Origin of the sequence: Aminobacter sp. P9b, assembly GCF_045345995.1 — a bacterium.
GTDB classification, from domain to species: Bacteria; Pseudomonadota; Alphaproteobacteria; order Rhizobiales; family Rhizobiaceae; genus Aminobacter; species Aminobacter niigataensis.
On record NZ_CP150082.1, the window covers coordinates 3,924,843 to 3,947,669 of the forward strand.

Annotated in this window: 24 protein-coding genes and 1 tRNA gene; 12 read left to right on the forward strand and 13 right to left on the reverse strand. The window is 64.0% G+C overall.

From position 1 onward, the window contains the following. Nucleotide 1 precedes the first annotated feature (1 nt). The 7 genes from cobS (at nucleotide 2) to WHT83_RS19370 (ending at nucleotide 6,426) form a co-directional block, all read left to right on the forward strand. Nucleotides 2-760 carry an adenosylcobinamide-GDP ribazoletransferase gene (gene cobS, locus WHT83_RS19340; protein WP_406872101.1) on the forward strand — a complete coding sequence of 253 codons (759 nt, stop codon included), beginning with the start codon at nucleotides 2-4 and terminating at the stop codon, nucleotides 758-760. A gap of 24 nt (nucleotides 761-784) precedes the next feature. Next, nucleotides 785-1,795, forward strand: a complete 1,011-nt coding sequence (gene cobT / locus WHT83_RS19345; protein ID WP_406872102.1) for a nicotinate-nucleotide--dimethylbenzimidazole phosphoribosyltransferase — start codon at nucleotides 785-787, stop codon at nucleotides 1,793-1,795. A gap of 189 nt (nucleotides 1,796-1,984) precedes the next feature. Further along, nucleotides 1,985-2,971: a thiosulfate ABC transporter substrate-binding protein CysP gene (cysP, locus tag WHT83_RS19350; protein WP_406872103.1), complete on the forward strand. Its 987-nt coding sequence runs from the start codon at nucleotides 1,985-1,987 to the stop codon at nucleotides 2,969-2,971. 82 nt (nucleotides 2,972-3,053) lie between these two features. Continuing rightward, entirely contained in the window at nucleotides 3,054-3,875 is an 822-nt protein-coding gene (cysT, locus tag WHT83_RS19355; RefSeq protein ID WP_406872104.1) for a sulfate ABC transporter permease subunit CysT, read from the forward strand. 1 nt (nucleotide 3,876) lies between these two features. Beyond that, entirely contained in the window at nucleotides 3,877-4,785 is a 909-nt protein-coding gene (cysW, locus tag WHT83_RS19360; RefSeq protein WP_406872105.1) for a sulfate ABC transporter permease subunit CysW, read from the forward strand. After that, complete coding sequence (locus WHT83_RS19365; RefSeq protein ID WP_406872106.1) at nucleotides 4,782-5,804, forward strand: sulfate/molybdate ABC transporter ATP-binding protein; 1,023 nt, start codon at nucleotides 4,782-4,784, stop codon at nucleotides 5,802-5,804. Before cysW ends, WHT83_RS19365 begins: the two co-directional genes overlap by 4 nt. Before the next feature lie 172 nt (nucleotides 5,805-5,976). Beyond that, nucleotides 5,977-6,426, forward strand: a complete 450-nt coding sequence (locus tag WHT83_RS19370; RefSeq protein WP_108607708.1) for an Rrf2 family transcriptional regulator — start codon at nucleotides 5,977-5,979, stop codon at nucleotides 6,424-6,426. A gap of 18 nt (nucleotides 6,427-6,444) precedes the next feature. Here WHT83_RS19370 and WHT83_RS19375 read toward each other — a convergent pair whose 3' ends face one another. The 7 genes from WHT83_RS19375 to WHT83_RS19405 form a co-directional block, all read right to left on the reverse strand. Continuing rightward, nucleotides 6,445-7,362 carry an LLM class flavin-dependent oxidoreductase gene (locus WHT83_RS19375; protein WP_406872107.1) on the reverse strand — a complete coding sequence of 306 codons (918 nt, stop codon included), beginning with the start codon at nucleotides 7,360-7,362 and terminating at the stop codon, nucleotides 6,445-6,447. A 132-nt stretch (nucleotides 7,363-7,494) separates the two neighbouring features. Next, the gene (locus WHT83_RS19380) at nucleotides 7,495-7,647 is read right to left on the reverse strand and encodes a hypothetical protein (protein WP_318761299.1); all 153 of its coding nucleotides are present in this window, start codon (nucleotides 7,645-7,647) and stop codon (nucleotides 7,495-7,497) included. 309 nt (nucleotides 7,648-7,956) lie between these two features. After that, entirely contained in the window at nucleotides 7,957-8,229 is a 273-nt protein-coding gene (locus WHT83_RS19385; RefSeq protein ID WP_108609844.1) for a glycine zipper domain-containing protein, read from the reverse strand. A gap of 219 nt (nucleotides 8,230-8,448) precedes the next feature. After that, a complete protein-coding gene (locus tag WHT83_RS19390; protein WP_343061663.1) occupies nucleotides 8,449-10,386 on the reverse strand; it encodes an AI-2E family transporter in 1,938 nt (645 codons plus the stop codon). 169 nt (nucleotides 10,387-10,555) lie between these two features. After that, nucleotides 10,556-11,494: a glutaminase gene (locus WHT83_RS19395; protein WP_183260480.1), complete on the reverse strand. Its 939-nt coding sequence runs from the start codon at nucleotides 11,492-11,494 to the stop codon at nucleotides 10,556-10,558. A gap of 208 nt (nucleotides 11,495-11,702) precedes the next feature. After that, nucleotides 11,703-11,778 (reverse strand) — tRNA-Lys (locus WHT83_RS19400). Nucleotides 11,779-11,880: 102 nt separating this feature from the next. Further along, nucleotides 11,881-12,795: a PhzF family phenazine biosynthesis protein gene (locus WHT83_RS19405; RefSeq protein WP_183260478.1), complete on the reverse strand. Its 915-nt coding sequence runs from the start codon at nucleotides 12,793-12,795 to the stop codon at nucleotides 11,881-11,883. A gap of 174 nt (nucleotides 12,796-12,969) precedes the next feature. On the opposite strand from WHT83_RS19405, the gene WHT83_RS19410 reads away from it, so the two are divergent. The 3 genes from WHT83_RS19410 to WHT83_RS19420 are packed head-to-tail and all read left to right on the forward strand — an operon-like array spanning nucleotide 12,970 to nucleotide 16,196. Further along, entirely contained in the window at nucleotides 12,970-14,268 is a 1,299-nt protein-coding gene (locus tag WHT83_RS19410; protein ID WP_406872108.1) for an efflux RND transporter periplasmic adaptor subunit, read from the forward strand. An 8-nt stretch (nucleotides 14,269-14,276) separates the two neighbouring features. After that, on the forward strand, nucleotides 14,277-14,981 hold the full coding sequence (locus WHT83_RS19415) for an ABC transporter ATP-binding protein (RefSeq protein WP_108607702.1): 705 nt from the start codon (nucleotides 14,277-14,279) through the stop codon (nucleotides 14,979-14,981). A gap of 3 nt (nucleotides 14,982-14,984) precedes the next feature. Further along, nucleotides 14,985-16,196, forward strand: a complete 1,212-nt coding sequence (locus tag WHT83_RS19420) for an ABC transporter permease (protein ID WP_183260474.1) — start codon at nucleotides 14,985-14,987, stop codon at nucleotides 16,194-16,196. A 2-nt stretch (nucleotides 16,197-16,198) separates the two neighbouring features. On the opposite strand, the gene WHT83_RS19425 is transcribed toward WHT83_RS19420, so the two are convergent. Genes WHT83_RS19425 through WHT83_RS19435 form a run of 3 tightly spaced genes read right to left on the reverse strand, consistent with a single transcriptional unit; the run spans nucleotide 16,199 to nucleotide 18,564 of the window. Continuing rightward, nucleotides 16,199-16,651 carry a cupin domain-containing protein gene (locus tag WHT83_RS19425; RefSeq protein ID WP_183260472.1) on the reverse strand — a complete coding sequence of 151 codons (453 nt, stop codon included), beginning with the start codon at nucleotides 16,649-16,651 and terminating at the stop codon, nucleotides 16,199-16,201. Between the two features lie 60 nt (nucleotides 16,652-16,711). Further along, on the reverse strand, nucleotides 16,712-17,440 hold the full coding sequence (locus WHT83_RS19430) for a hypothetical protein (RefSeq protein ID WP_406872109.1): 729 nt from the start codon (nucleotides 17,438-17,440) through the stop codon (nucleotides 16,712-16,714). 11 nt (nucleotides 17,441-17,451) lie between these two features. After that, a complete protein-coding gene (locus WHT83_RS19435) occupies nucleotides 17,452-18,564 on the reverse strand; it encodes an endonuclease/exonuclease/phosphatase family protein (protein WP_406874017.1) in 1,113 nt (370 codons plus the stop codon). Between the two features lie 168 nt (nucleotides 18,565-18,732). Between WHT83_RS19435 and WHT83_RS19440 the strand changes: the two genes are divergently transcribed. Next, the gene (locus WHT83_RS19440) at nucleotides 18,733-19,248 is read left to right on the forward strand and encodes a BA14K family protein (protein ID WP_406872110.1); all 516 of its coding nucleotides are present in this window, start codon (nucleotides 18,733-18,735) and stop codon (nucleotides 19,246-19,248) included. Between the two features lie 115 nt (nucleotides 19,249-19,363). Beyond that, nucleotides 19,364-19,657: a PilZ domain-containing protein gene (locus tag WHT83_RS19445; RefSeq protein WP_318761294.1), complete on the forward strand. Its 294-nt coding sequence runs from the start codon at nucleotides 19,364-19,366 to the stop codon at nucleotides 19,655-19,657. A gap of 87 nt (nucleotides 19,658-19,744) precedes the next feature. On the opposite strand, the gene ilvC is transcribed toward WHT83_RS19445, so the two are convergent. From ilvC to WHT83_RS19460, 3 genes are all read right to left on the reverse strand, one after another. Continuing rightward, nucleotides 19,745-20,764 carry a ketol-acid reductoisomerase gene (ilvC, locus tag WHT83_RS19450; protein ID WP_108607697.1) on the reverse strand — a complete coding sequence of 340 codons (1,020 nt, stop codon included), beginning with the start codon at nucleotides 20,762-20,764 and terminating at the stop codon, nucleotides 19,745-19,747. A gap of 24 nt (nucleotides 20,765-20,788) precedes the next feature. Further along, a complete protein-coding gene (locus WHT83_RS19455; RefSeq protein ID WP_406872111.1) occupies nucleotides 20,789-21,442 on the reverse strand; it encodes a TetR/AcrR family transcriptional regulator in 654 nt (217 codons plus the stop codon). Nucleotides 21,443-21,681: 239 nt separating this feature from the next. Further along, nucleotides 21,682-22,740, reverse strand: coding sequence for an OmpA family protein (locus WHT83_RS19460; protein ID WP_406872112.1), 1,059 nt, complete (start codon nucleotides 22,738-22,740; stop codon nucleotides 21,682-21,684). Nucleotides 22,741-22,827 lie beyond the last annotated feature (87 nt).

Consider the following 22,827-nt stretch of genomic DNA (forward strand, 5'->3'; position numbering starts at 1 on the left):
GATGAATGCGTCGAGCCGCATCTTCGACGACATACGCCTCGGCCTCGTCTTTTTCACGCGCCTGCCGCTGCCGCATTTCGAGGTCAAGGACCGGTCGCTCGCCGACGCCATCTGGACGGCGCCGCTGGTCGGGCTGGTCGTCGCCGTCATCGCTTGGCTGGCTTACGCCGTCGCCGCTTTGCTCGGCCTCGCGCCCAGCCTCGCTGCGGCCCTCGCCTTGGCGAGTGGCATGCTGGTGACCGGCGCACTGCACGAAGACGGCCTGTCCGACACATCTGATGGCTTCGGTGGCGGGCGGACCCGGGAACGCAAGCTGGAAATCATGCGCGACAGCCGCATCGGCACCTATGGCGCCTGCGCCCTGGCACTGTCGATACTCGCGCGCTGGAGCGCGATTGCCGATCTGGCTTCGCCCGGCCACGTGCTTGTCGGCCTGGTCGTCGCCCACATCGCTTCGCGAGCGCTGATCCCGGCTTTCATGCAGATGTTGCCGCAAGCGCGCATCGACGGCCTGTCGGCCGGTGTCGGCACCCTGTCCGACAACGTTGTCCTGACGGCGCTCGCCATCGGCGCTGTGGCGCTGCTGCTGCTCGGGCTCAAGGGTGCCGTCGTTGCGGCGCTCTGCCTCGTGTTGCTGTTTGTCGCATTTCGGAAACTCTGCCTCGCCCAGATCGGCGGCCAGAGCGGCGACACCATCGGCGCCCTGCAGCAACTTGCCGAGATCGCACTCCTCTTCGCCGCATCCGCCATCCTCGCATGATTCAGTTCTGGAGTATTCGCAGCCATGGCCTTCAAATCGCTTGATGAATTGCGCGCCGCCTGCCTCGATCTTCCGGTCGGCAGCGACGCCGCCGCCGACGCCGTCTCGCGTCGCCAGGACACGTTGACCAAGCCGCGCGGCAGCCTCGGCAAGCTCGAATCCATCGCCGCCTGGCTGGCGCGCTGGCAAGGCCGCGACATGCCCAGGCTCGATCGTGTCAAGGTCATCGTCTTCGCCGGCAATCACGGCGTTACCGCGCAAGGCGTGTCGGCCTACCCCTCGGAGGTTACGGTGCAGATGGTGGCAAATTTCGCCGGTGGCGGGGCTGCCATCAACCAACTCGCCCGCCTTGCCGGCGCAGAGCTTTCGGTGATCCCGCTCGACCTCAACCACCCCACCGGCGACTTCACTCGGACCGTGGCGATGAACGAAGCAGAGTTCCTCGCCGCCGTGTCCACTGGCTATGAATCAGTCGACGAGGACCTCGACCTGATCTGCTTCGGCGAGATGGGCATCGGCAACACCACCCCGGCCGCAGCCATCGCCGCGGGCTTGTTCGGCGGCACCGGGCGCGACTGGGCCGGCCGCGGCACCGGCGTCGACGATTCGGGCCTGTCGCGGAAATTTGCCGCCATCGATGCCGGCCTCGCCCGTCACGCAGCCACTCTTGCAGATCCGCTGGCCGTCGCCGCCAATCTCGGCGGCCGCGAACTCGCCGCCATCCTCGGCGCCACGCTCGCCGCAAGGCATCGCAACGTTCCGGTGCTGCTCGACGGTTTTGTCGTCACGGCCGCCGCTGCGCCATTGGTGAAACTTCACCCCGAAGGCCTCGCCCACACGCTCTCCGCCCATGTCTCTGCTGAGGCGGGCCACCGCCAGCTTCTCGAAGCGCTGAAGCTCGCACCGCTGCTCGATCTCGGCATGCGGTTGGGTGAAGGCTCCGGCGCTTGCCTTGCCGTCAACATTGTTCGCTCTGCCCTCGAATGCCATGCCCGTATGGCGAGCTTCGCCGAAGCTGGCGTCACCGACAAATAGTCGGCCATTCCCCTGGCAACGGTTCAAAAACTTGGCTTCGGAAAACGATTTCTTCGATTGAGGAAAAGATAGAAGAAATTTCCTGACACAAGAGCAAGAGCAACCAGCCTCTGCCTCCTCCTGGCACAGCCTCCCGACTATCTTGCGGCCTACTTCAGCAATTTGCCGCTTGTCTCAGGAGAATGCCCCATGAAACGTTTCCTTCTCGTCGGTGCAGCGCTGGCCGCGATCCTCGCCGGCCCGCTGCAGGCTTCCGCCGCCGACAAGCTGCTCAACGCCTCCTACGACGTCGCCCGTGAACTGTTCGCCGCCGAGAACGCTGCGTTCATCGCAAAGAATGCAGGCATCACCGTCGACCAGTCACATGCCGGCACCTCCAAGCAGGCGCGCGCCATCGTCGAGGGTCTTGAAGCCGACGTCGTCACCTTCAACCAGGTCACCGACATCGAGTTCCTGGTCAAGAACGGCTTCGTTTCCGACGACTGGAAGCAGGATTTCGCCAACCAGGCCTCACCCTTCTATTCGCTACCGTCCTTCCTCGTCCGCGCCGGCAACCCCAAGGGCATCAAGGACTGGTCCGATCTCGTCCGCGACGACGTCAAGGTGATCTTCCCCAACCCCAAGACCTCGGGCAATGCGCGCTACACCTATCTCGCGGCAACCGCCTACGCCAAGGAAGCCTTCAAGGGCGACGAGGCCAAGGTGAAGGAGTTCGTGACAAAACTGTTCGACAACGTGCCGGTGTTCGACACCGGCGGCCGCGCCGCCACCACCACCTTCGTCGAGCGCAACATCGGCGACGTACTGATCACTTTCGAGGCTGAAACCCGCTCGATCGCCAGGGAATACGGCGCAGACAAGGTCGAGAGCGTCATCCCCTCGGTCAGCCTGCTCGCCGAATTCCCGGTCGCCATCGTCGACAAGGTGGTCGACAAGCGCGGCTCGCGCGATCTCGCCAAGTCCTATCTCGATTTCCTCTACACACCGGAAGGCCAGCGCATTGCCGCCGAGCACGGCAACCGCGTCCACGAGCCGTCGGTCGCTGCCGAATTCAAGGAACAGTTCCCCGAGGTTCGCCTCGTCACCGTCGAGGACGTCTTCGGCGGCTGGGACAAGGTCCAGAAGGAACATTTCGGTTCGGGCGGCCTGCTCGAAGAGATCTACGGCGAGCGTTGACCGCAAGCCCCCATTGCTGTTGAGAATTGGAAAGCCGGTCGATGCCGGCTTTCCGCATTGACGTATCCAGGAAGGCATTTCAGTGGCGCGCCGCATTCTGCCAGGGTTCCCCCTGGCGCTGGGGATAACACTCGTCTACGTCTCGATCATCGTCGTGCTGCCGCTCGGCGCGCTGGTCTTCAAGGCGGCCAGCCTCGGTTTCGAGGACTATTGGCGCATCGTCTCCTCGCCGCGCGCCGTCGCCAGCTATCGCGTCACGGCACTTTCAGCACTTGCCGCAACCGTCTTCAACCTCGTCTTCGGCATGGCGCTGGCCTGGGTGCTGGTGCGCTACCGCTTTCCCGGCCGCCGCTTCATCGACGCACTCGTCGACCTGCCCTTTGCATTGCCGACAGCCGTCGCCGGTATCGCGCTGACCACTCTGTTTGCCGAAAACGGCTGGTTCGGCTCGGTGCTCGCCCAGGCCGGCATCAAGGTCGCCTATACGCCGCTTGGCATCATGGTCGCCATGGCCTTCACCAGCCTGCCCTTCATCGTGCGCACGGTGCAGCCGGTGCTGGAGGACCTGGACCCAGCCCTGGAGGAAGCCGCCCAGACGCTTGGCGGCAGCGACAGTTCGATCTTCCTGCGGGTCATCCTGCCGCTTCTCACGCCTGCACTGCTCGCCGGCCTGTCGTTGTCCTTCGCCCGCAGCCTTGGCGAGTTCGGCGCCATCATCTTCATTGCCGGCAACCAGCCGATGTCCACCGAGATCACCGCACTGCTCGCCTTCATCCGGCTCGAGGAATACGACTACCAGGCTGCGGCAGCCATAGCCTCGGTGCTGCTCATCGCCGCCTTCCTGATGCTGGCCGTCACCAACATCCTGCAGGCACGCGCCCTGCGCTACACGGCGAGGGGCTGAGATGAGCGTATCCGTCAAAGGCCGCCCGCCCCGCGTCGGCGACGCCCCCGCCTTCCGCCGCGCCCTGATCGGCATCGTGTTGTCGCTGGTGGCCATCGTCATCATCGCGCCATTGGCCATCATCGGCTACCAGGCCTTTTCGCAGGGACTGCAGGTCTACGCCGCAGCGATCGCCCATCCCGATACGCTGCACGCCATCGGGCTGACGGTGGTCACCGCGCTCATCGCCGTGCCGATCAACACAGCCTTCGGCGTCGCTGCCGCCTGGGCGATCACAAAATTCGACTTCTGGGGCCGCCGCTTCCTGCTCGTCGTCATCGAGATCCCGTTCTCGATCTCACCCATCGTCGCCGGCGTCGCCTATCTCTTCGTCTACGGACTGCAGGGCCTGTTCGGCCCGGCGCTGGAATCGGCCGACATCAAGATCCTGTTCGCCCTGCCCGGCATCGTGCTCGCCTCGATGTTTGTCACCGCGCCCTTCGTTGCCCGCGAACTGATCCCGCTGATGCAGGCACAGGGGCGTGACCTCGAGGAAGCCGCCACCTCGCTCGGCGCTTCGGGCTGGCGCACCTTCTTCTCGGTCACTCTGCCCAACATCCGCTGGGCGCTGCTCTACGGCGTGGTGCTGTGCAATGCCCGCGTCATGGGCGAATTCGGTGCTGTCTCGGTCGTCTCGGGCAACATCCGCGGTCAGACCAACACACTGCCACTGCACATCGAACTGCTCTACCACGATTACCAGACCGCCGGCGCCTTTGCCGCCGCCTCCATTCTGGCGCTGCTCGCCGTCGTCACGCTGGTGGCGAAGGTCCTGCTTGAGCGCCAGGGTGCCGGGCGCGCTCGCCGCAGCCCGGCCCTCGCCGCACCACGTGCCGCCCCCAAAACCGCTTCCGCTGAGGTTTCGTCATGAAAATCCGCCTCGACAATGTCATGAAGACCTTCGAGACCTTCCGTGCCGTCCACGGCGTGTCTCTGGAGATCGAAAGCGGTGAACTGGTAGCCCTGCTCGGGCCGTCCGGCTCGGGCAAGACCACCATCCTGCGCATGGTCGCCGGCCTCGAATATGCCGATGCCGGCCACATCTATTTCGGCGCGGAAGATGCCACCGACATTCCGGTGCGCGACCGTGGCGTCGGTTTCGTCTTCCAGCATTACGCGCTGTTCCCGCACATGACGGTGGCCGAAAACATCGCTTTCGGCATGAAGGTATCGAAGGTCCGCCGCGACAAGGCCGCCATCGACACGCGCGTCACCGAACTTTTGCGCCTTGTCCAGCTCGATGGCCTGGGCCAGCGCTTTCCCGGCCAGATCTCCGGCGGCCAGCGCCAGCGTGTCGCGCTTGCCCGCGCGCTTGCCGTCGACCCCAAGGTTCTGCTGCTCGACGAGCCGTTCGGCGCCCTCGATGCCAATGTCCGCCGCGACCTGCGCCGCTGGCTGCGCGAGATCCACCAGGAGCTCGGCATCACCACGCTGTTCGTCACCCACGACCAGGAAGAGGCGCTCGACCTCGCCGACCGCGTCGTCATTCTCGACAAGGGCCGTATCGTGCAACAAGGCACGCCCGAGGAGGTCTGCCGCAACCCGGCATCGGCCTTCGTCATGAACTTCCTGGGCGACACCAATCGCTTCTCCGCCGCGGTCTCCGGCGGCGTCGCCCGCCTTGGCGACGCTAGAATTCCTGCCCCGGGTTTTGCCGACGGGCCGGTTGAGATCTTCCTGCGCCCCAGCGATCTCGGCTGGAGCCAGTCGGGCGAAGGCATCGCGGCAACCGTCGCCCGTGTCATCGACAGGCCGGCCGGACGGCGCATCCTGGCACTGACGGCAACAGGCGAAGCGGTGGAGCTCGACGTCGCCCCGGAGACGGTGGTCAGTGCCCAGCAGAAGGGCGTGATCACCATCGAGCGGGCCAGGGTCTACGCTGCAGCCTGATTCTGGCCCGAAACACGCGAAACTTACGGAAAATCAACGCGTTTCGGCTTGTATATCAAGTCGCTGGAATTTATCTCTGAGGAGAGCCGGAATGCGATGGGGACGAATCGTTATCCTCGGCATGCAACCTCATGCTGCGACAGGCAGCGGAAGCCGATGACACGCGTTCGCCATGCTGACTAAAAAAGGCAAATACGGGCTCAAGGCCCTCGTCCATCTGTCCCAACTCCCCGCAGGCCAGCTCGCCTTCGTCGGCGACATCGCCACCGCCAACAAGATCCCGAAAAAGTTCCTCGACGCCATCCTGGGCGAGTTGCGCAATGCTGGCTTCGTCCAGAGCCGCAAGGGCAAGGACGGCGGCTACCGGCTCGCCAAACCGGCGTCGGAGATCAAGATCGGCCATGTCGTACGCGTGCTCGACGGGCCCCTGGCGCCTATCCCGTGCGCCAGCCGCACCCAGTACCAGCCTTGCGACGACTGCGACGAGGCGACCTGCCAGATCAGGCACATGATGCTCGAGGTACGCCAGGCCATTGCCGGCGTGCTCGACAACCGCAGCCTCGCGCAGGTCCGGGATGCCGCCAATGACGACATCCTGGCTGAGGCTATGCATCACGCCTGAGGCGTGATGCATACGACTTCACACGACCTGGCGAAGCACCACCTTCTGGTTCCGTCGCTGCGCGACCGTCGGCTCATGCCGCCTGAATGCCTTGCGCACCACGGCGATCACCTCGCGTCCGAACGCTGCGATCGCGTCGGCATCGTCCAAGCCGTGAACGATGAAGTCGGTGACGCCGAGTTCGACGAAGCCGGCCAGCGCAGCGACGGCCCTTTCCGATGCACCGCCGATTTGCCAGGCCTGTTCGCCTTCTCCAACAAGCACCGGCAGAGAAAAGCGGATGCGCTGCGTCCGGCCGAATGGCTCCGCTGCCGCCTTGACGCGTTCGATCAGCCGTCGCGTATCGTCGAAGCTGCCGACCGGCAGCTCGAACTGGTTGGCGTGCCGGCCGGCGATCTTGAGCGCAGTGCCCGACAATCCGCCGAGTTGCAGCGAAATATCGGCGCCGTCGGCGGCTTTCATCGGCACGAAACCGCCATGGATGCGATAGAACAGACCCTCATGCTCGAAGGGTTGTGCATTGCTCCAGAGCCGCTTGAGCAGCGTCAGGTACTCGTCCGTCCGCCCCAGCGTGGCGACCAGGCCGCTATCGTCGTTCGTCTCGCGCAGGTCGCGGCTCGGCGGCACGCGTAGCGCCAGTCGGCCAGCGCCAAGCTGATCGAGAGCCGCGAATTGCCGTGCTGCCACCACAGGCGCGACAATGCCCGGCCAGTGGGACACCAGGACGCCGATCGATTGCGTGCTGCGCAACGTCAGCGACGCCAGATCCATGTTGGCGAGCAGCCCGCCGGCATCGTCGATCAACACGCGGCTGAAGCTCGCCTTTTCAAGCTGCCGCAGCCGCTGTACGGCCAGTGCCGTGTCGGAAAAGAAGGAAGTGTGAAGTTCGTCCTTGTCGGCAACGCCGCCCGGGCAATGGGTGAAGTCGATCTGCATTGCAAACTCCTTCATCTTGTCAGGAACAGTCTTTGGCGCCGCCCGCGCCGGTTCACGCGCTACTCGGGAAAACCTTCATCATCTGGGTTGAAAGGAAATGGCACCGCCTGCGGGCGCCCATTTGGGAAAAGCCTAGTGGACCAGGCCGACCACAACGGCCGCGGTGAAGCCGAACGAAACCGCAAAGACGAGGTAGGAACCGAACCTGGCGAATGCTGCAGGTCGTACGGTCGAAGCCGCAGCCTGCGCAGTGCGGCCGTTCGAGAGATACTGGGTCTGTGCCATCGCAATCTCCATCATGCCCTTAGTCTATAAAACTAATAGACTTTGTCGATTGCTAATTTTGGCAAGATTGTGGAACGGCTTTGCCGACATCTCCGCCGGAGAGAGCATATTTTCCCCCTCGGAGTTCTCCGGACCGGCAATAGAAGGAGCCCGAGGACACCGATCCTTCGGGGAAAAACAAACAATTACAATTGGATAGAAGCGCCGCGCCGTTGCCCGCGCGCCCGAATGGGCCGCACGACTCCTGCAAAAAAGAATGTCCCGAGGGCGCATCAGCACCCTCAGGACATCGTATTCAAGATAGCCGGCTCAGTAATAACCGCGCGGGCACGCTGCGAGATAGGTGCGGCCATAACGGTCGCGATAGCGGCAACGATTCGGCTCATTCGCCCGGCCGATCAGGGCACCGGCGACGGCACCCACGGCACCGCCGACAAGCGCGCCTTCCGCGCGATTTCCGGGTGCGGCGACGGCACTGCCGATCGCCGCGCCGCCGAGACCGCCGATCGCGGCACCCTGTTCCGTCTGCGAGCATGCCGCCAGCGTCACCAGCAGTGCCAGACACGAGAGCAGTTTCTTCATCAACATCACTCCGAAAAAGGTTTAAACGCCCGTCCGAATCTAACAATGCGCAACGAGCAGAATCGATCCATCGCCTTCTGGACGGCGGATCGCTCGAATCCCTTCAACTCCTGAGATGCACACGCACTGCGGCAGCAATCGGGCGACGTAGCCAACCACCTGAGGCAAGACACCCAAGGCCTCGACGTCGGCCTGTTCCGGTTCATCGAACCTGCCGACCTAGGCAGCCTTGCTCTTCCGACCGGCCTGCGACGGACGGCGAACCTTTCTTTTGGCAGCCTTGAGGGGAACTGCGGGCGCATCGGTCAATGCGCCGATTGCGGCACCGGTCATGCCGAAGGCCGCGAAATCGGCATTCAGGTCGCCTGCGAGTTTCCCGGCATCCCCAGCGGCGGTGTCGGTCCACAAGACGACGCCCACCCTGAGCGATGGCCTGGCGCGCTTCAGGCGTCGCACCAGGAAACGGCCGTGGTTCAGGGAATCGGCATTCAGGAACCCCACCACGGCTGTCTGGACGCCCTCCAGTGGCAGGCTCCTGATGCTGGACGGCTCCACGTCGGCGTGGCTCGCCGTCGAGGCAGTTGCTCCCTGCACCGTCAGCACCTGCGCCAGCATCGCCGCGGCCGCATTGTCGAGGTCGCCACGACCGCCAATGCACAAAACCGTCTTGCCGGCTCCATCCGGCAGTTCCTCCTCCTGCGCGTCATCGTCCTGCGCAGCGTCTTCGGTCGCGTCGTCCTCTTCATCGGCCTCTTCGTCGGCGATCTCGTTCAAATTGGCCACCAGCGTCACGGCACTTGCCGCAACCCGTGTCCGCTGTTCGTCAGTCAGGGCACCTCGCGCCCGGTCCAGTTCGCCCAGCAGCAAAGCGGGGATTGCCACCTTGCCGTAGAAGTCGACCAGATATTCGGACTCCAGCATCTCTTCGGCATGATCGGTCGCCTCGTCCGGGTCGCCCGCCAGCAGGCGCTGGTACAGACGCTCCTTGGGATCGAGCACCGGTTCGTTGCCGAACAGCACCTCCAGGAACTCGAACTGCGGTACATGTTTGCCGAGTACCACAAGGCACACCGTCAGCGGCGTCGACAGCACCAGGCCCACCGGCCCCCACAGCCAGGTCCAGAAGATCGCGGCAACGATGATGGCGAGCGGCGAGAGTCCGGTCCGCGAGCCGTACAGCCAAGGCTCGATGACGTTGTTGATGACCAGTTCCATCGCGATGAACAGCGCTGCCGCCCACAGCACCAGCGACCAGCCGGGCGCCACGGCGAGCGCAAGGAACAACGGCAGGATCATCGCTATTGCCGGGCCGATATAGGGCACAAAGCGCAGCACGATGGCCAACAGCCCCCACAGGATCGCGTTCGGTATGCCCAGCAGCCACAGGCCCATGCCGATGGGGACGCCATAGGCGACATTCACCACCAGTTGCATCAACAGGTACTGCCCCACCCTTCGGCCGGCATCCTGCAGTGCTTCGGTCGTTCGGTGCAGGTCGCCATAGCCGACAAGGCGGATGAACCGGTCGCGCAGGTCCTCGCGCTCGAGAAGCATGAAGATGACGACCACGATCACCAGGCCAGCCGTGGCGAGTGGTCCGATCAGCGGTCCGATCAGGTTCTTCAGCGTCTCGATCGGCCTCTGCGGCGTGAAGATCTCGACCAGCAACGGGTCCGGTCGCGATGGCTGCGCCGCTGGCACTGTCACCGATTCCGGCTTGTCGAGTTCCTGGCCGACGCGCTCGATGACGCCGCTCAGCCTGTCGATGATCCCGCCCCCGCTGCCGCTTTCCTTGAGCGAGCGCACCTTTTCCAGGATGTTGGCCTGATAGGTCGGAACGTTCCGGGCAACCTCGCCGACCTGGGAAACCACCACGAAGCTGAACACGGCGACCAGCCCGAACGCGGCCAGGACGCAGGCGATCACCGAGACCAGCCTGGGAACGCCGATCCGCCTCAGCCAGGCGACGATCGGCGCCAGGGCGAATGTCAGCAGCACGGCGATCGCCAGCGGCAGGAACACGTCGCGGGCAAAGTAGAGGATTGCGACCACGGCTGCGGTGGCGGCAAAGGTCGGCAGGGCCGTCCGGGAATTGGGCTGCAGCGAAACCTGGTTTCGGGAACTCAGGCTTCGGCCCTTCGGAATTGCCTCGACCACCTGCGATCTCCTTGGCCTGAGTTGCCGCGTACCGACGACGCGCACCCCATAGTCGCGGAAGAGCGGCGGCTTTTGCAATGGGCAGCAAACCTACCCTTGGAGGTTCGCCCTTATCAGAGGCGCAGATACCCCTTAGTCGGAGGCCTCGCCGCAACAGCCAAACCGTGGGTCAGGCCGGTTTAGGCGAAAAGATCGACCAGTTCATCCTTTTGGTCAGCTGCTCCAGGGCGATCGAGCCAAGCATCGAATTGCCGCGTGCATTCAATCCCGGCGACCAGACGGCAATCGACGCCACGCCGGGTACGATCGCCAATATGCCGCCGCCGACGCCGCTCTTGCCCGGAATGCCGACGCGGAAGGCGAATTCGCCAGAACCGTCATAATGGCCGCAGGTCAGCATCAGGGCATTGATGCGCTTGGCGCGCTCGCTCGAAATGACCGTGTGCCCCGACGAGGGAATACGGCCGGCATTTGCCAGGAAACGGCCCGCATTCGCCAGTTGCTGGCAGCTCATCGCGATGGCGCAGTGGTGGAAATAGACGCCCAGGGTCAATTCCGGCGCGTGATTGAGGTTGCCAAAACCCTTGAGGTAGTTTGCCAGGGCAAAGTTGCGGTAGCCGGTGGCACGCTCGGAACTGGCGACATCGCCATCGACCACGATCGAATCGTCGTCGGCAAGCGAGCGTACGAAACTCACGATCTCGCCGATCGCCTCGCGCGGCTGATGCCCGGCCAGGAGCACGTCGGATACGACGATTGCCCCGGCATTTATGAACGGGTTGCGCGGAATGCCCTCCTCCCGCTCCAACTGGACGATGGAGTTGAAGGGCGTGCCGGAGGGCTCCCTTCCGACGCGCTTCCACAAGGTGTCGCCGACACGCCCCAGGGCCAGCGCCAGCGTGAATACCTTGGAAATGCTCTGGACAGAGAAAGGCTCGTCGGCGTCACCCGCCACCAACACTTCGCCGTCGGTCAAGGTGACGGCTATGCCGAACTTGTTCGGATCGACCTTGCCGAGTTGCGGAATGTAGGATGCGACCTCGCCGCGGTCCGGATGTCCGGCCATCTCCGCGACGATCTCGTCGAGGACCTCTCTCAAACTAGGCATCTTTTATCCCGAAATCTTCCCGGCCCGAATCGCGCTCGTGTTCGACAATCGGCGCTCCGCGAAAGCAAGACAAGCTTGCCGGCGCCAGCGGACAAGGCTGGAATTGCGTTTACGGCATTCGGGAAAGAAACAGCCTCTTGCCGGGAACCGGCATAAGGATTTCGCCTCGTCTTGCATGAAGAATTCAGCGGAAGTCTTTGAGAAGACTTGGTGGGTGCGACAGGGATCGAACCTGTGACCCGCTGATTAAGAGTCAGCTGCTCTACCAACTGAGCTACGCACCCACACGACCGGTGAACCGACCGTGGCCGGCATATAGCCAAGCCCTTTTGCGCTGTCCACCCCACCGGTCGCTTTTTCTTCAAGTCGGCAAAAATTCCTTCGCTTCAGACCAGAAGAACGCCTTCCGCGGTCCTTACGGCATGCCCGCCGATGCGCGCGGCGACAAGATTTCCACCCGATACGTCCAGTTCGAGCCTGATTCTCGACGGTCGGCCCATTTCGATTCCCTGTTCGATCCAGAATCGCTGCCCGCCGTCGGTCGGCTTGTCGAACAGCATGATCGCTCCGGCAAAGGCCGCCGCAGCCGAACCCGTAGCCGGATCCTCGTAGGACGGGCTGCCCGGCACGATCATTCGGGCATGGAAGGCGCTGGTATGGTCGATCGTCTCGCGGCAGTAGACATAGGCGCTGGCCACCGCGGATTCGCTTTTCTTCGGCGAAAACTCGAACCAGGCCTCGTTGTTGAACCGTACCCTTGATGCTGCCTTGATGTCTGCGACCGGCACGGTGATGTAGGGCACGCCAGCCGACCACAGCGAGACGCGGTGATTCTCGAAGCCGATTTCATGCGGCCCGAGCCCGAGTGCTGCACCGATCGCCTCGGCATCGGCCGACAGTGGCAGTTGTTGTGGCAGCTTGGGCAGGTCGAATTCGGCGAACAGCCCGCTGCCGACCTTGTCGACGGCGCAACGCACCAGGCCGATGTTCTCTTCAAGCACGAAAATGCCGGCCAGATCGCTGCTCTGCCCCATCTCCGACAAGGCGATGGCCGTACCGACCGTCGGATGCCCGGCAAAGGGCATCTCGTAGTCGGGCGTGAAGATGCGCACCCGCGCCTTGTGCTTGGGATTGTCGGGTGGCAGCACGAACGCCGTCTCTGACAGGTTGAATTGCCGGGCTATCGCCTGCATCGCGGCGGAATCGAGCCCCTTCGAATCGACAACGACCGCCAGCGGATTGCCTGCCAGTCTGTCCTGGGTGAAGACGTCGTAAATAAAATACTTGCGCCCGATCGTCATGTTTGCTCCTTCTGCGCCGGCAACATGAGCGAAATTTAATTTGAATTCCGGGACAACACGGCCGATCTGTGATCCTAGAGCATGACCCCGAATGGTGGGAACCGGTTTCGGAAAGGATCGTGCTCGAGCAACAGGCTCTAAGTGGGTTTTCTCGAGCCATCAAAGGGGTCTGGCTTGGACCAGTTGGTAAATCGTCAGGATCAGGCAACCGCGCCATCCATCGAGACGGCACTCGGCCTCGACGGCAAGGGCCGAACCACGCGCCGGCGCAAGGGCTGGCTTTGGCTGATTCTGGCTTTGATTGCCGCCGGCTGCGCCTATGCCGGCTACTCCTGGCTCGGCGCACCTTCCGAGCGCGTCATCTACACCAGCCAGCCGGCCGAGGTCGGCGACATCACCGTCGAGGTCTCGGCGACGGGCAATCTGCAGCCCCTGACCCAGGTCGATATCTCGAGCGAACTTTCAGGCGTCGTCCGTTCGGTCGCCGTCGTCGAGAATCAGCACGTCAAGAAAGGCGAAGTGCTGGCCGCGCTCGACACTACCCGGCTTTCCGCCCAGATCGAGCGTGCCCAGGCTTCGGCAAAGGCCGCTGCCGCCAAGGTCGAAGACACCCGCACGACACTGTCGCAGAACACGCAGGCGTTGACCCGGGCGCAGGAGCTGACACGGCGCGGCATGGCCACCACCCAGGCGCTCGAAGCCGCCACCGCCGAGCGCGACCGCGCCCAGAGCGCGCTCGATATGGCAGAGGCCAACCTTGCCATCGCCGAGGCCGACCTCAAGCTGCAGCAGGCCGACCTCGCCAAGAGCAGCATCTATGCCCCCATCGACGGCGTCGTGCTGACGCGCTCGGTCAACCCGGGCCAGACGGTCGCCTCCTCCATGCAGGCACCGGTGCTGTTCGTGCTCGCCGCCGACCTGTCCAAGATGGAGCTCAAGGCGGCCGTAGATGAGGCCGATATCGGCACGGTGGCCAAGGGCCAGCACGCGCGCTTCACAGTCGATGCCTTCCCCGACCGCAGTTTCGACGCTTCGATCCGCGACATCGCCTATGCCTCGGTCACCACCGATGGCGTGGTCACCTACAATGCGTGGCTCGATGTCGGCAACGACGAGTTGTTGCTGCGTCCAGGCATGACCGCCACCGTGTCGATCGTCACGCGCGAGGCCAAGGGTGTACTCACCGTTCCGGCGACCGCATTCCGCTACCGGCCGACCCCGACTGCGCGCAACGCCGGCTTCAGCCTGCAGAACGTGTTCCTGGGCCGGCCTTCGCGCGGGCCGACCGATCGCAGCCGCCCTGCTTCGACGCCTGCCGACGGCTCGCGCACGCTTTATGTGCTCAAGGACGGCGCCCCGGTTGCAGTCAGGGTCAAGACCGGAGCCACTGACGGCGACCGCACGGAGGTCATCTCCGGGCTCAGCGCCGGCGACAAGGTCATCACCGCCTCGACCTCATCCCGGGCGAACTGAGAACTGATATGAGCCCGGCTCCGCTCATCGTCTTCGACAAGGTCTGGAAGACCTACGGCCAGGGCGAGGCCGAGGTGCGCGCGCTTGCCGGCATCGATCTTGCCATCGGCCAGGGCGAGTTCGTCGCCATCATGGGCCCGTCCGGCTCAGGCAAGTCGACCGCGATGAACATCGTCGGCTGCCTCGATACGCCGACCTCCGGCCGCTACGGCTTCATGGGTGTCGACGCCGGCCGGCTTGACCGCAACCGCCGCGCGGAACTGCGCAATCTCTACATCGGCTTCGTTTTCCAGGGCTACAATCTGTTGCCGCGCACAACGGCGGTGGAAAATGTCGAGCTGCCGCTGATCTATCGTGGTGTGCCGGCCCAGGACCGGCGCGCTCTGGCCATGAAGGCGCTTGCCGAAGTCGGCCTCGAAGACCGCGAACACCACACCCCGGCCGAACTGTCAGGCGGCCAGCAGCAGCGCGTCGCGATCGCCCGCGCCATCGTCACGCGGCCGACGCTGCTTGTCGCCGACGAACCCACCGGCAATCTCGACACCGCCCGCAGCCACGAGATCATGCAATTGCTCACCCGCCTCAACGAGGAATACGGGCTGACCATCGTCATGGTCACCCACGAGGCCGACATCGCCGCCTATGCCGGCCGCACCATCTCCTTCCGCGACGGCCATGTCGCCTCCGACACCAAGAAGCTCGAGGCGGCATAGGCGATGATCTGGGAAACCGTCCGCCTCGCCCTTCGTTCGGTCCGCCGCAACGCGCTGCGTTCGTTCCTGACCCTGCTCGGCATCGTCATCGGCGTCGCCGCCGTCATCGCCATGCTGACCATCGGCAGCGGTACGACGCAAAAGGTCAAGGCGGACATCTCGCAACTCGGCAGCAACCTGCTCATCGTCCGCTCCGGCCGCCCCGCCGCCCCCGGCTCGGGACCGCAGCAGACAATCCGGCCGCTCGGCGAAAAAGAAGTCGCGGCCCTCGCAGCCCATCTCGAAGGCGTCCGCGCGGTCTCGCCGGCGTCGCAGAAGCAGGTGCGCGTCGTGTTCGGCACGGAGAGCCTGACCTCCTCGATCACCGGCACCGACAATGCCTATCTCGACGCACGCGACTGGAAGGTGACCTCGGGCCGATCGTTCAGCGAATCAGAGGTGCGTGGCGGCATCAATGCCTGCCTGATCGGTGAAACCGTGCGCCGCCAGTTCTTCGGTGCGGGCGATCCCGATGGCGCCAGCATCCGCATCGGCCGCATGAGTTGCAAGGTCGTCGGCCTGCTCGAACCCAAGGGTTATTCCGGGTTCGGCCAGGACCAGGACAATGTCGTATTGATGCCGCTTTCCGCCTTCCAGCGCCGCATCGCCGGCAATCGCGACATCGAAACGATCTATGTCGCCGCCGACGACGCCACGCCGACCCAGGTGGTGCAGACCCGCATCGAAGACATCATGCGCGACGTCAGGCGCGTCACCGCCGACCGGGAGGACGATTTCTCGGTCCGTGACATGACCCAGATCGCCGACGCCATGGCCAGCGCCACCGCCACCATGACCGGCATGCTGGGTGCCGTCGCCGGTGTCAGCCTGCTTGTCGGCGGCATCGGCATCATGAACATCATGCTGGTGTCGGTCACCGAGCGTACTCGCGAGATCGGCATCCGCCTCGCCATCGGCGCGCATGAAAAGCATATCCTGATCCAGTTCCTGGTCGAAGCCACGGTACTGTCGCTGCTCGGCGGGCTGATCGGCATCGCCATCGGCTTGGCTCTGGCGGGTGCTGCATCCCTGGCGCTGTCCATTCCGTTCGTGCCCAGCCTGGCTGTGGTGCTGCTCGCAGTCGGCTTCTCGGCACTGATCGGCATGGTGTTCGGCTTCTTCCCGGCACTGCGTGGCGCCCGCCTCGATCCGATCGAGGCACTGCGCCACGAATAGGGCTATTCCTTCAGCACGGTGTTTGAGGTGCCTTCCTCCACCTGGTCGATGACCAGAAGCTTGACCGGCTCCGCGCCGACATTTGCGCCCTGGTGCCACTCGCCGATCATTTCGACGATGAAGTCGCCGGCCTTGTAGCTGGTGCCTTTGCCGGTATCGACATTGGTCACCTGCAATTGCCCTTCGAGTACATAGGCGTAGCGCGCGGACGGGTGCTTGTGCACCGGCAGCGTGGCGCCCGGCGGTATCTCGAAGGAAGAGACCAGCACCTGCACGTTCTTCTGCGGCAGCACGATCGGTTGGCCGCTCGCCGTGGTGGTAACCGACGCCAAGGGCGTCACCACGACCTTTGCGGCGGCAGGACTGCTGTCGAGCGCCTCCGAACTGCTGCTTGAAAACAGCACGACCGTACAAACGGCCGCCAACAGGCCATTGCGGACAATAGATCTGATCATGAAATCTCCCCCTGAAATTGCGCCGACAGTGCGCCTGGGGCAAGCCGGCATCAAGGGGTTCTAGGCGAGACGGACTTGGCCATTGGAGAAATGCCATTCCGCCAGCGGGCGCATATGCGGCATCAGGCCTTCGGGCAGGTCGTCCATGCCACGAATGATCACCGGACCTTCGATCTCAGGATCGGGATCGTCCGCGACGAACCTCGTTATCTGAGCAGCCAGTTCGTCGGCTGTCTCGGCGGCACGGTAGCACCGCACGATCGCCGTGCCGCTTTCTACCGAAAGCGCATGGCAGCGCGCCTCGCGGCTGGCCGTGCCAAGGTCGAGTCCGGTTTCCTCGCGCACCTCGCGCGCCATGTTGTAGTCGAGGTCGACCAGACCGTCGCGAAAATCCTCCGGCTCGAAGGAACCAGCGGCGAAATAGACCTTGCCGGCATTGGCCGTGTGCGCGCCCATGCGGATCGCCACCAGCGCGTTGTCGCTCGAGATCAGCATGGCATGCGCGAAGGCGTGCTCGGCGCTCGTCACCGGCTTCAGCTTGCGCCACAGCATGAAGGTCGAGTAGCGGATGGCATGGCAGCGGCCGGTCAGCCGGTTGTCGCCATAGGCGAGTTCCGACAACAGCACCACCGTGCCGTCGAAAAGGGCTGGCCGCGCTGCCTTCTCCTCTGCCCAGTTTGCCACGATGGCTTCGGCATTGTCGCGCTCGAACGGATGAGGCTCCGGATCGAGGCGCACGTCGACCACGTCGACCGGCAGGATTTGGTTGCGCGGAATGTCGAATGCCAAGGCTTGGCCTCTCAGGTGATGTCGAGGGTCACGGCCACCGGGCAATGGTCCGAGGCCTTCGGCCTGTCCCAGCCGGCACGCGGATAGCGTTCCACCTCCTGCCCGGGCGGGAAGATGGTGCGCCAGGGCTGGCCGCGGCGGACGATGTCGGGCACGACTTGGGCGTTTGTCTTCGCCAGCGCCGGCGACAACAGGATGTAGTCGAGCTGGCACAGGTGCCGCTCCAGCGGTCCGCGCGTATGGTAGAGCGTCCAGCGCTCCATTTCGGGCCGCCTTTCGACGACGTTCTCGGCAAAACCGTCGGCCAGGAACACGTCGAGGCATGAGGCCGTCTCGTGGACCGGCGTGAAACTGTAGCCCTGATAGGCATCGCCGCCGATGACCAGCCGCTCACGATAGTCGTTCATGTCGCCGCAGATCGCCCAGCGTCGCTCGCCGACATGGTCCTTGCCGAAACGGTCCTCGATGATCCGCCGCACCGCCTTGGCCTCGGCAACGCGGATCGGCATCGTCGCATCGCGGCCGTTCAGCCCGTTCCGCGGCGAGCCCATCGACTTGAAATGCACCGAGTAGATGGTCAGCGGCTTGCCACCGATCTTGACGTCGATCTCCAGGCAGTCGCGCCGGAAGATGCGTTCGAATGGCTCCTGGCCGAGGCTTGCCAGTTCCGGCGTATGCAGCCCGAATTCCTCGAAGGTGACATGGGCATGGCTGGTCATGCGCACGAATTCGATCGGCTGGCCGTGCGCGGTCTCCGCCCGCATCATCACCGCCACGTCTATGCCGCGCGAATCATTGCCCGAGGTCGTGTATTTGTGCTGGTAGCCCTGCCCCACCATCTTGAAGAGATAGCCATACTCGAACGCCTTCAGCGCTTCGATGTTGTCGACCTCCTGCAGGCAGATGATGTCGGCGCGGGTCTCGGCGATCGCCAGCGCCGTCAGCTGGCGCATGTCGTCGGCATGCGCGATGGCCCTCGCCTGCTCCAGCAGCCGGTACTCGGCCTCGCTGCGGATTTCGAACAGCGCGAGCGTCCGATCCTCGTTGAGCTGGTTGCGGTAGCCGGAATAATCGAACCTGTTCATCAGGTTCTCGACATTGAAGGTGGCAAGGCGCAGCGACATGACCGCGAGCATTGCCTTCATGTCGGGTCAAACACAAGAGCCCAATCACAAGCCCACAGGGAAGCTGCATTGTTCATTTCCCGTTCAGGCTGAAAGGCAGAAAATGCCCTATCTCCATCGAAATTTGGGGGCATGGAGCCTTTGGGATTCGGATATCAGGAGACCACCATGAAACTCTCATCCTTCGCACGTTCAGGACTTGTGGCACTCGGGCTCGTCACCGGCCTGCCCTTGGCGGCTTCGGCCGGCCCCATCAACTTCGGCCAGGTGCGTTCGACCGCCCCGCAGGCCGTGCCGAATGTCATCCCCGCCCAGAGCCATTTCTGCCCGCCCGGCACTGGCTGTTACGCGCGCCGCGACGGCTGGCGCGGAGACAGGGGACGCCACGGCAACTGGCGCGGTGATCGTTGGCGCGACGACTGGCGCTGGCGGAATCGTCCGCACAGGCGCCATTGGCGCGGCGGCACCGGAATCTATCTGAATTTCGGCATTCCGGCCTACCGTTACTACGAGCCGCGCTACTACCAGCCACGTTATGTCCAGCCGCGCCGTGTTTATCGCGGCGGACTGTCTTCGGTGCATGTCCGGTGGTGCTACGACCGCTACCGCTCGTACCGCGCCTGGGACAACACGTTCCAGCCCTACAACGGGCCGCGCCAGCAGTGCTGGTCGCCCTATAGCTGACGCACTCGGCTGCGGCGCCAGCCTGATCGGCGCCGCGGCAAACCTCATATTTACATGTCCGTGCTACGGCATCCGCAGCGCGCGGTCGTTGACCGCACACGCATGGACCTGACGAATGAGCGACGACGCAGAAAACAACAACCGGCGCGAGCATCGCAATCGCGTGCTCAAGGGCGCCACCATCATCACAGGTGTCGCCAATTCCGAAATCAGCGTCACGGTGCGCAACATGCACCAGAACGGCGCCGAGTTGCGCGTCAGTGCCGACGCACGCGTCCCCGAGCGCTTCCTGCTCTATGTTCCGGTGGACGGCATCGGCTACCGCGCCGTCGTGCGCTGGCGCAAGAACGACCGCGTCGGCGTGCAGTTCGAGGGCACCGAGCCGAAACCGGCCTGGCACTACGGCTGAACAACCAATTCATGGGCACCAGCAATAAAAAAAGACCGGCGGATCGCTCCGCCGGCCTTTTCCTTGCAGCTGTCGCTGCAGGGCTTCTTAGTTCTTGGCCTTGTCGACCAGCTGGTTCTTGGCGATCCAGGGCATCATCGCGCGCAGCTTGGCGCCGACTTCCTCGATCTGGTGGCTGTCGTTGTTGCGGCGGATGCCCTTGAAGCGGGCAGCACCCGAACGGTATTCCTGCATCCACTCCGAGGTGAACTTGCCGGTCTGGATGTCCTTGAGGACGCGCTTCATCTCGGCCTTGGTCTCGTCGGTGATGATGCGCGGACCGGTCACGTACTCGCCCCACTCGGCGGTGTTCGAGATCGAGTAGTTCATGTTGGCGATGCCGCCTTCATAGATCAGGTCGACGATCAGCTTCACTTCGTGCAGGCACTCGAAATAGGCCATCTCGGGGGCATAGCCGCCCTCGACCAGCGTCTCGAAGCCGGCGCGGATCAGCTCGACCAGGCCGCCGCAGAGTACGACCTGCTCGCCGAACAGATCGGTCTCGCACTCTTCCTTGAAGTTGGTCTCGATGATGCCCGAGCGGCCGCCACCGACGCCGCAGGCGTAGCTCAGGCCGAGGTCGAGCGCATTGCCCGAAGCGTCCTGGTGAACGGCAACCAGGCACGGCACGCCGCCGCCCTTCTGGTATTCGCCGCGCACGGTGTGACCCGGGCCCTTCGGCGCGACCATCAGCACGTCGACGGTCTTCTTCGGCTCGATCAGGCCGAAATGCACGTTGAGCCCGTGGGCGAAAGCGATCGCAGCGCCGTCGCGGATGTTCGGAGCGATCTCGTCGCGATAGATGTCGGCCTGCAGTTCGTCAGGCGTCGCCATCATCATCAGGTCGGCCCACTTGGCGGCTTCCGCGACCGTCATCACCTTGAGGCCGTCGGCCTCGACCTTCTTGGCGGTCGCCGATCCAGCCTTGAGGCCGACGACGAGTTCCTTGGCGCCCGAATCCTTGAGGTTCAGCGCGTGCGCGCGGCCCTGGCTGCCGTAGCCGATGATGGCGACCTTCTTGCCCTTGATCAGATTGAGATCGGCATCACGATCGTAATAGACACGCATTGGTGGGTTCCTTCCCGGTTTAGATTAGAGGGCCTTGGGCCCGGTTTTCGCTCCGTGGAGAGCAAGAAACTGCTGCGTTGCGCGCGCGGCGTCGCCGTCGATCCCCGCATCAGTCAATTCCAGCCGGTCGCCGAGCAGCAGACGTATCTGCACGTCCCGCGCAACCAGCCCGAAAAAGGTCCGGAACGCCTCCTCGGCGTCGTCGAATTCGAGAAGCCCCGCCTCGCGGCCGGCTTCCAGCACTGGCTTGAGCCTGCGGCCAAGCGCAAAACGGCCGCGCTCGAGCACGATGGCGCCAAGGTCGCGCTTGTCCGAGCCCGCATGCACGACCGCAACGCGGTTGAGCGCGACCGACGTGTCGCTTGAGATCACCCTAAGCCAATCGGAGGCAAAGCGCTCCAGGCTTGCCGTCAGCGATCCCAGGTCGAGGCCCTTGCGGTCCACTGGCGGCACCCGCACCTTCGAGGCCTGCCATTGCACGGTGGCCGTCAGCAGTCCATCACGGTCGCCGAACCATTTGTAGAGCGTTTCCTTGGAGCAGCTGGCGCGCCGGGCAACCGCGGTCATGGTCAGCCGGTCGCCCTCTTCGACGAGCAGGCGCAGCACCGCATCGAGCACGTCCTGCTGACGCGCCGTCGGCCCCTCGCCTTCCATCATCTCGGTGACTGCCTGCAGCATCTTCGCCTGCCGTGGATCTCGGTCTGGCACCTCATAGAGCCGTACCGTACGTTACGGTTCGGCTTATGCCGCAAATTTCACGGCCTCGCAATGGGCAAGTTCGCCATGTCCGAATTTTGTCGTCGGCCACAAAATTTGGATACACCCGTCCGCCACCAGCAAGACGGGTGACGGCGCAATCGCACAACGCTGCGTTTACGCGCCAGCCTCTATCCGACGTTGCTCAGCAGGGCCGGAAGCTAGTTCAGCTTGACCAATGCCACGCGGCGGTTCTTGGCCCGCCCTTCGTCATTGTCGTTGCTGGCGACCGGCGCCATCATGCCGGCGCCTGCCGCCGTCAGACGTCCGCCGTCGATGCCGAATTGCGAAACAAGAGCCGCTTTCACCGCAGCGGCGCGGCGATTGGACAGGTCGATGTTGTAGTCGAACTTGCCCTGGTTGTCGGTGTGGCCGACCACGGCCACCGCAAGTGCCGGATCGTCGCCCAGCAGCTTGGCGATCTCCTTCAGCGTCGGCTCCGACTCGGGCTTGATGTCGGCCTTGTCGGTGTCGAAAAAGATGCCGTAGAGCGCAATTCCGCCGCTGGTCGACAATGAGTCCGCCATCTTGGCGGCTTCCACCAGCACCATCTTCTTGTCGCGCGCCTTGGGCTCCAGCACGTGGACAATGGCAACCGTTCGCGCATTCAGCTCCTTGCAGTAGAGGTCATCGAGCAGCTGGAAGGTCTGCACCGTGACATAAGCGTAGCCGCCGTCGCGCGGAACCTTGGCGGTGAAATAGCGCTGGTCGGCGACCCCTGACGACGCCACGCAGGCGGCGCTCGAGAACGCCTCGACGCCGAGGTCGCTGTCGTAGAAGAAGTTCATCATCAGGCTCATGTCGCCGCCGCCGCTGGAAGCCGAGCGCGAGGCGTCGCCACCGCATTCCTCCTTCTTGCATTCGAACACCACCTCGCCGCCGGCGGCCTGCACCACGTCCTGGTAGTTGCGCAGCACCTCGAGCGGCGAACGGCCGTCCGGCAGCACATAGAACAGGCGGGTGAGCGATCCCTCGACATCTTCCGCCTTCTCCGGCTTGAACACCCGGTTGTTGTTCTTGTCGCGCTTTTCCGGATCTGGATCCGCCTTCAGCGGCGCCAGCGGCACGCTGAAATCCGTATAGTCGAGCTTCTGGTGGTAGACGATGAACGAGCCTTCATAGCGTTTGGCGAGCGCATTGTCGGCGGCTCCCTCGATGTCGGCGCTGGGAACCGTCGCATCCGCCAGCACCGGCATGCAGCCCAGGGCGAGCAGAGCCATGGCCGCCACTGCCTTTCGAATTATACGCAGCATGCGTCCCGACATCACAGCCCCCTCGGTTGAGTGTGACGCAACGTAACCACAACC

Coding starts and splice junctions, on each gene's coding strand:
- cobS (WP_406872101.1), top strand. CDS start 2: ATGAATGCGTCGAGCCGCATCTTCGACGACATACGCCTCGGCCTCGTC.
- cobT (WP_406872102.1), top strand. CDS start 785: ATGGCCTTCAAATCGCTTGATGAATTGCGCGCCGCCTGCCTCGATCTT.
- cysP (WP_406872103.1), top strand. CDS start 1,985: ATGAAACGTTTCCTTCTCGTCGGTGCAGCGCTGGCCGCGATCCTCGCC.
- cysW (WP_406872105.1), top strand. CDS start 3,877: ATGAGCGTATCCGTCAAAGGCCGCCCGCCCCGCGTCGGCGACGCCCCC.
- WHT83_RS19365 (WP_406872106.1), top strand. CDS start 4,782: ATGAAAATCCGCCTCGACAATGTCATGAAGACCTTCGAGACCTTCCGT.
- WHT83_RS19370 (WP_108607708.1), top strand. CDS start 5,977: ATGCTGACTAAAAAAGGCAAATACGGGCTCAAGGCCCTCGTCCATCTG.
- WHT83_RS19375 (WP_406872107.1), bottom strand. CDS start 7,362: ATGCAGATCGACTTCACCCATTGCCCGGGCGGCGTTGCCGACAAGGAC.
- WHT83_RS19380 (WP_318761299.1), bottom strand. CDS start 7,647: ATGGCACAGACCCAGTATCTCTCGAACGGCCGCACTGCGCAGGCTGCG.
- WHT83_RS19385 (WP_108609844.1), bottom strand. CDS start 8,229: ATGAAGAAACTGCTCTCGTGTCTGGCACTGCTGGTGACGCTGGCGGCA.
- WHT83_RS19395 (WP_183260480.1), bottom strand. CDS start 11,494: ATGCCTAGTTTGAGAGAGGTCCTCGACGAGATCGTCGCGGAGATGGCC.
- WHT83_RS19405 (WP_183260478.1), bottom strand. CDS start 12,795: ATGACGATCGGGCGCAAGTATTTTATTTACGACGTCTTCACCCAGGAC.
- WHT83_RS19415 (WP_108607702.1), top strand. CDS start 14,277: ATGAGCCCGGCTCCGCTCATCGTCTTCGACAAGGTCTGGAAGACCTAC.
- WHT83_RS19420 (WP_183260474.1), top strand. CDS start 14,985: ATGATCTGGGAAACCGTCCGCCTCGCCCTTCGTTCGGTCCGCCGCAAC.
- WHT83_RS19425 (WP_183260472.1), bottom strand. CDS start 16,651: ATGATCAGATCTATTGTCCGCAATGGCCTGTTGGCGGCCGTTTGTACG.
- WHT83_RS19435 (WP_406874017.1), bottom strand. CDS start 18,564: ATGTCGCTGCGCCTTGCCACCTTCAATGTCGAGAACCTGATGAACAGG.
- WHT83_RS19440 (WP_406872110.1), top strand. CDS start 18,733: ATGAAACTCTCATCCTTCGCACGTTCAGGACTTGTGGCACTCGGGCTC.
- WHT83_RS19445 (WP_318761294.1), top strand. CDS start 19,364: ATGAGCGACGACGCAGAAAACAACAACCGGCGCGAGCATCGCAATCGC.
- ilvC (WP_108607697.1), bottom strand. CDS start 20,764: ATGCGTGTCTATTACGATCGTGATGCCGATCTCAATCTGATCAAGGGC.
- WHT83_RS19455 (WP_406872111.1), bottom strand. CDS start 21,442: ATGCTGCAGGCAGTCACCGAGATGATGGAAGGCGAGGGGCCGACGGCG.
- WHT83_RS19460 (WP_406872112.1), bottom strand. CDS start 22,740: ATGGCTCTGCTCGCCCTGGGCTGCATGCCGGTGCTGGCGGATGCGACG.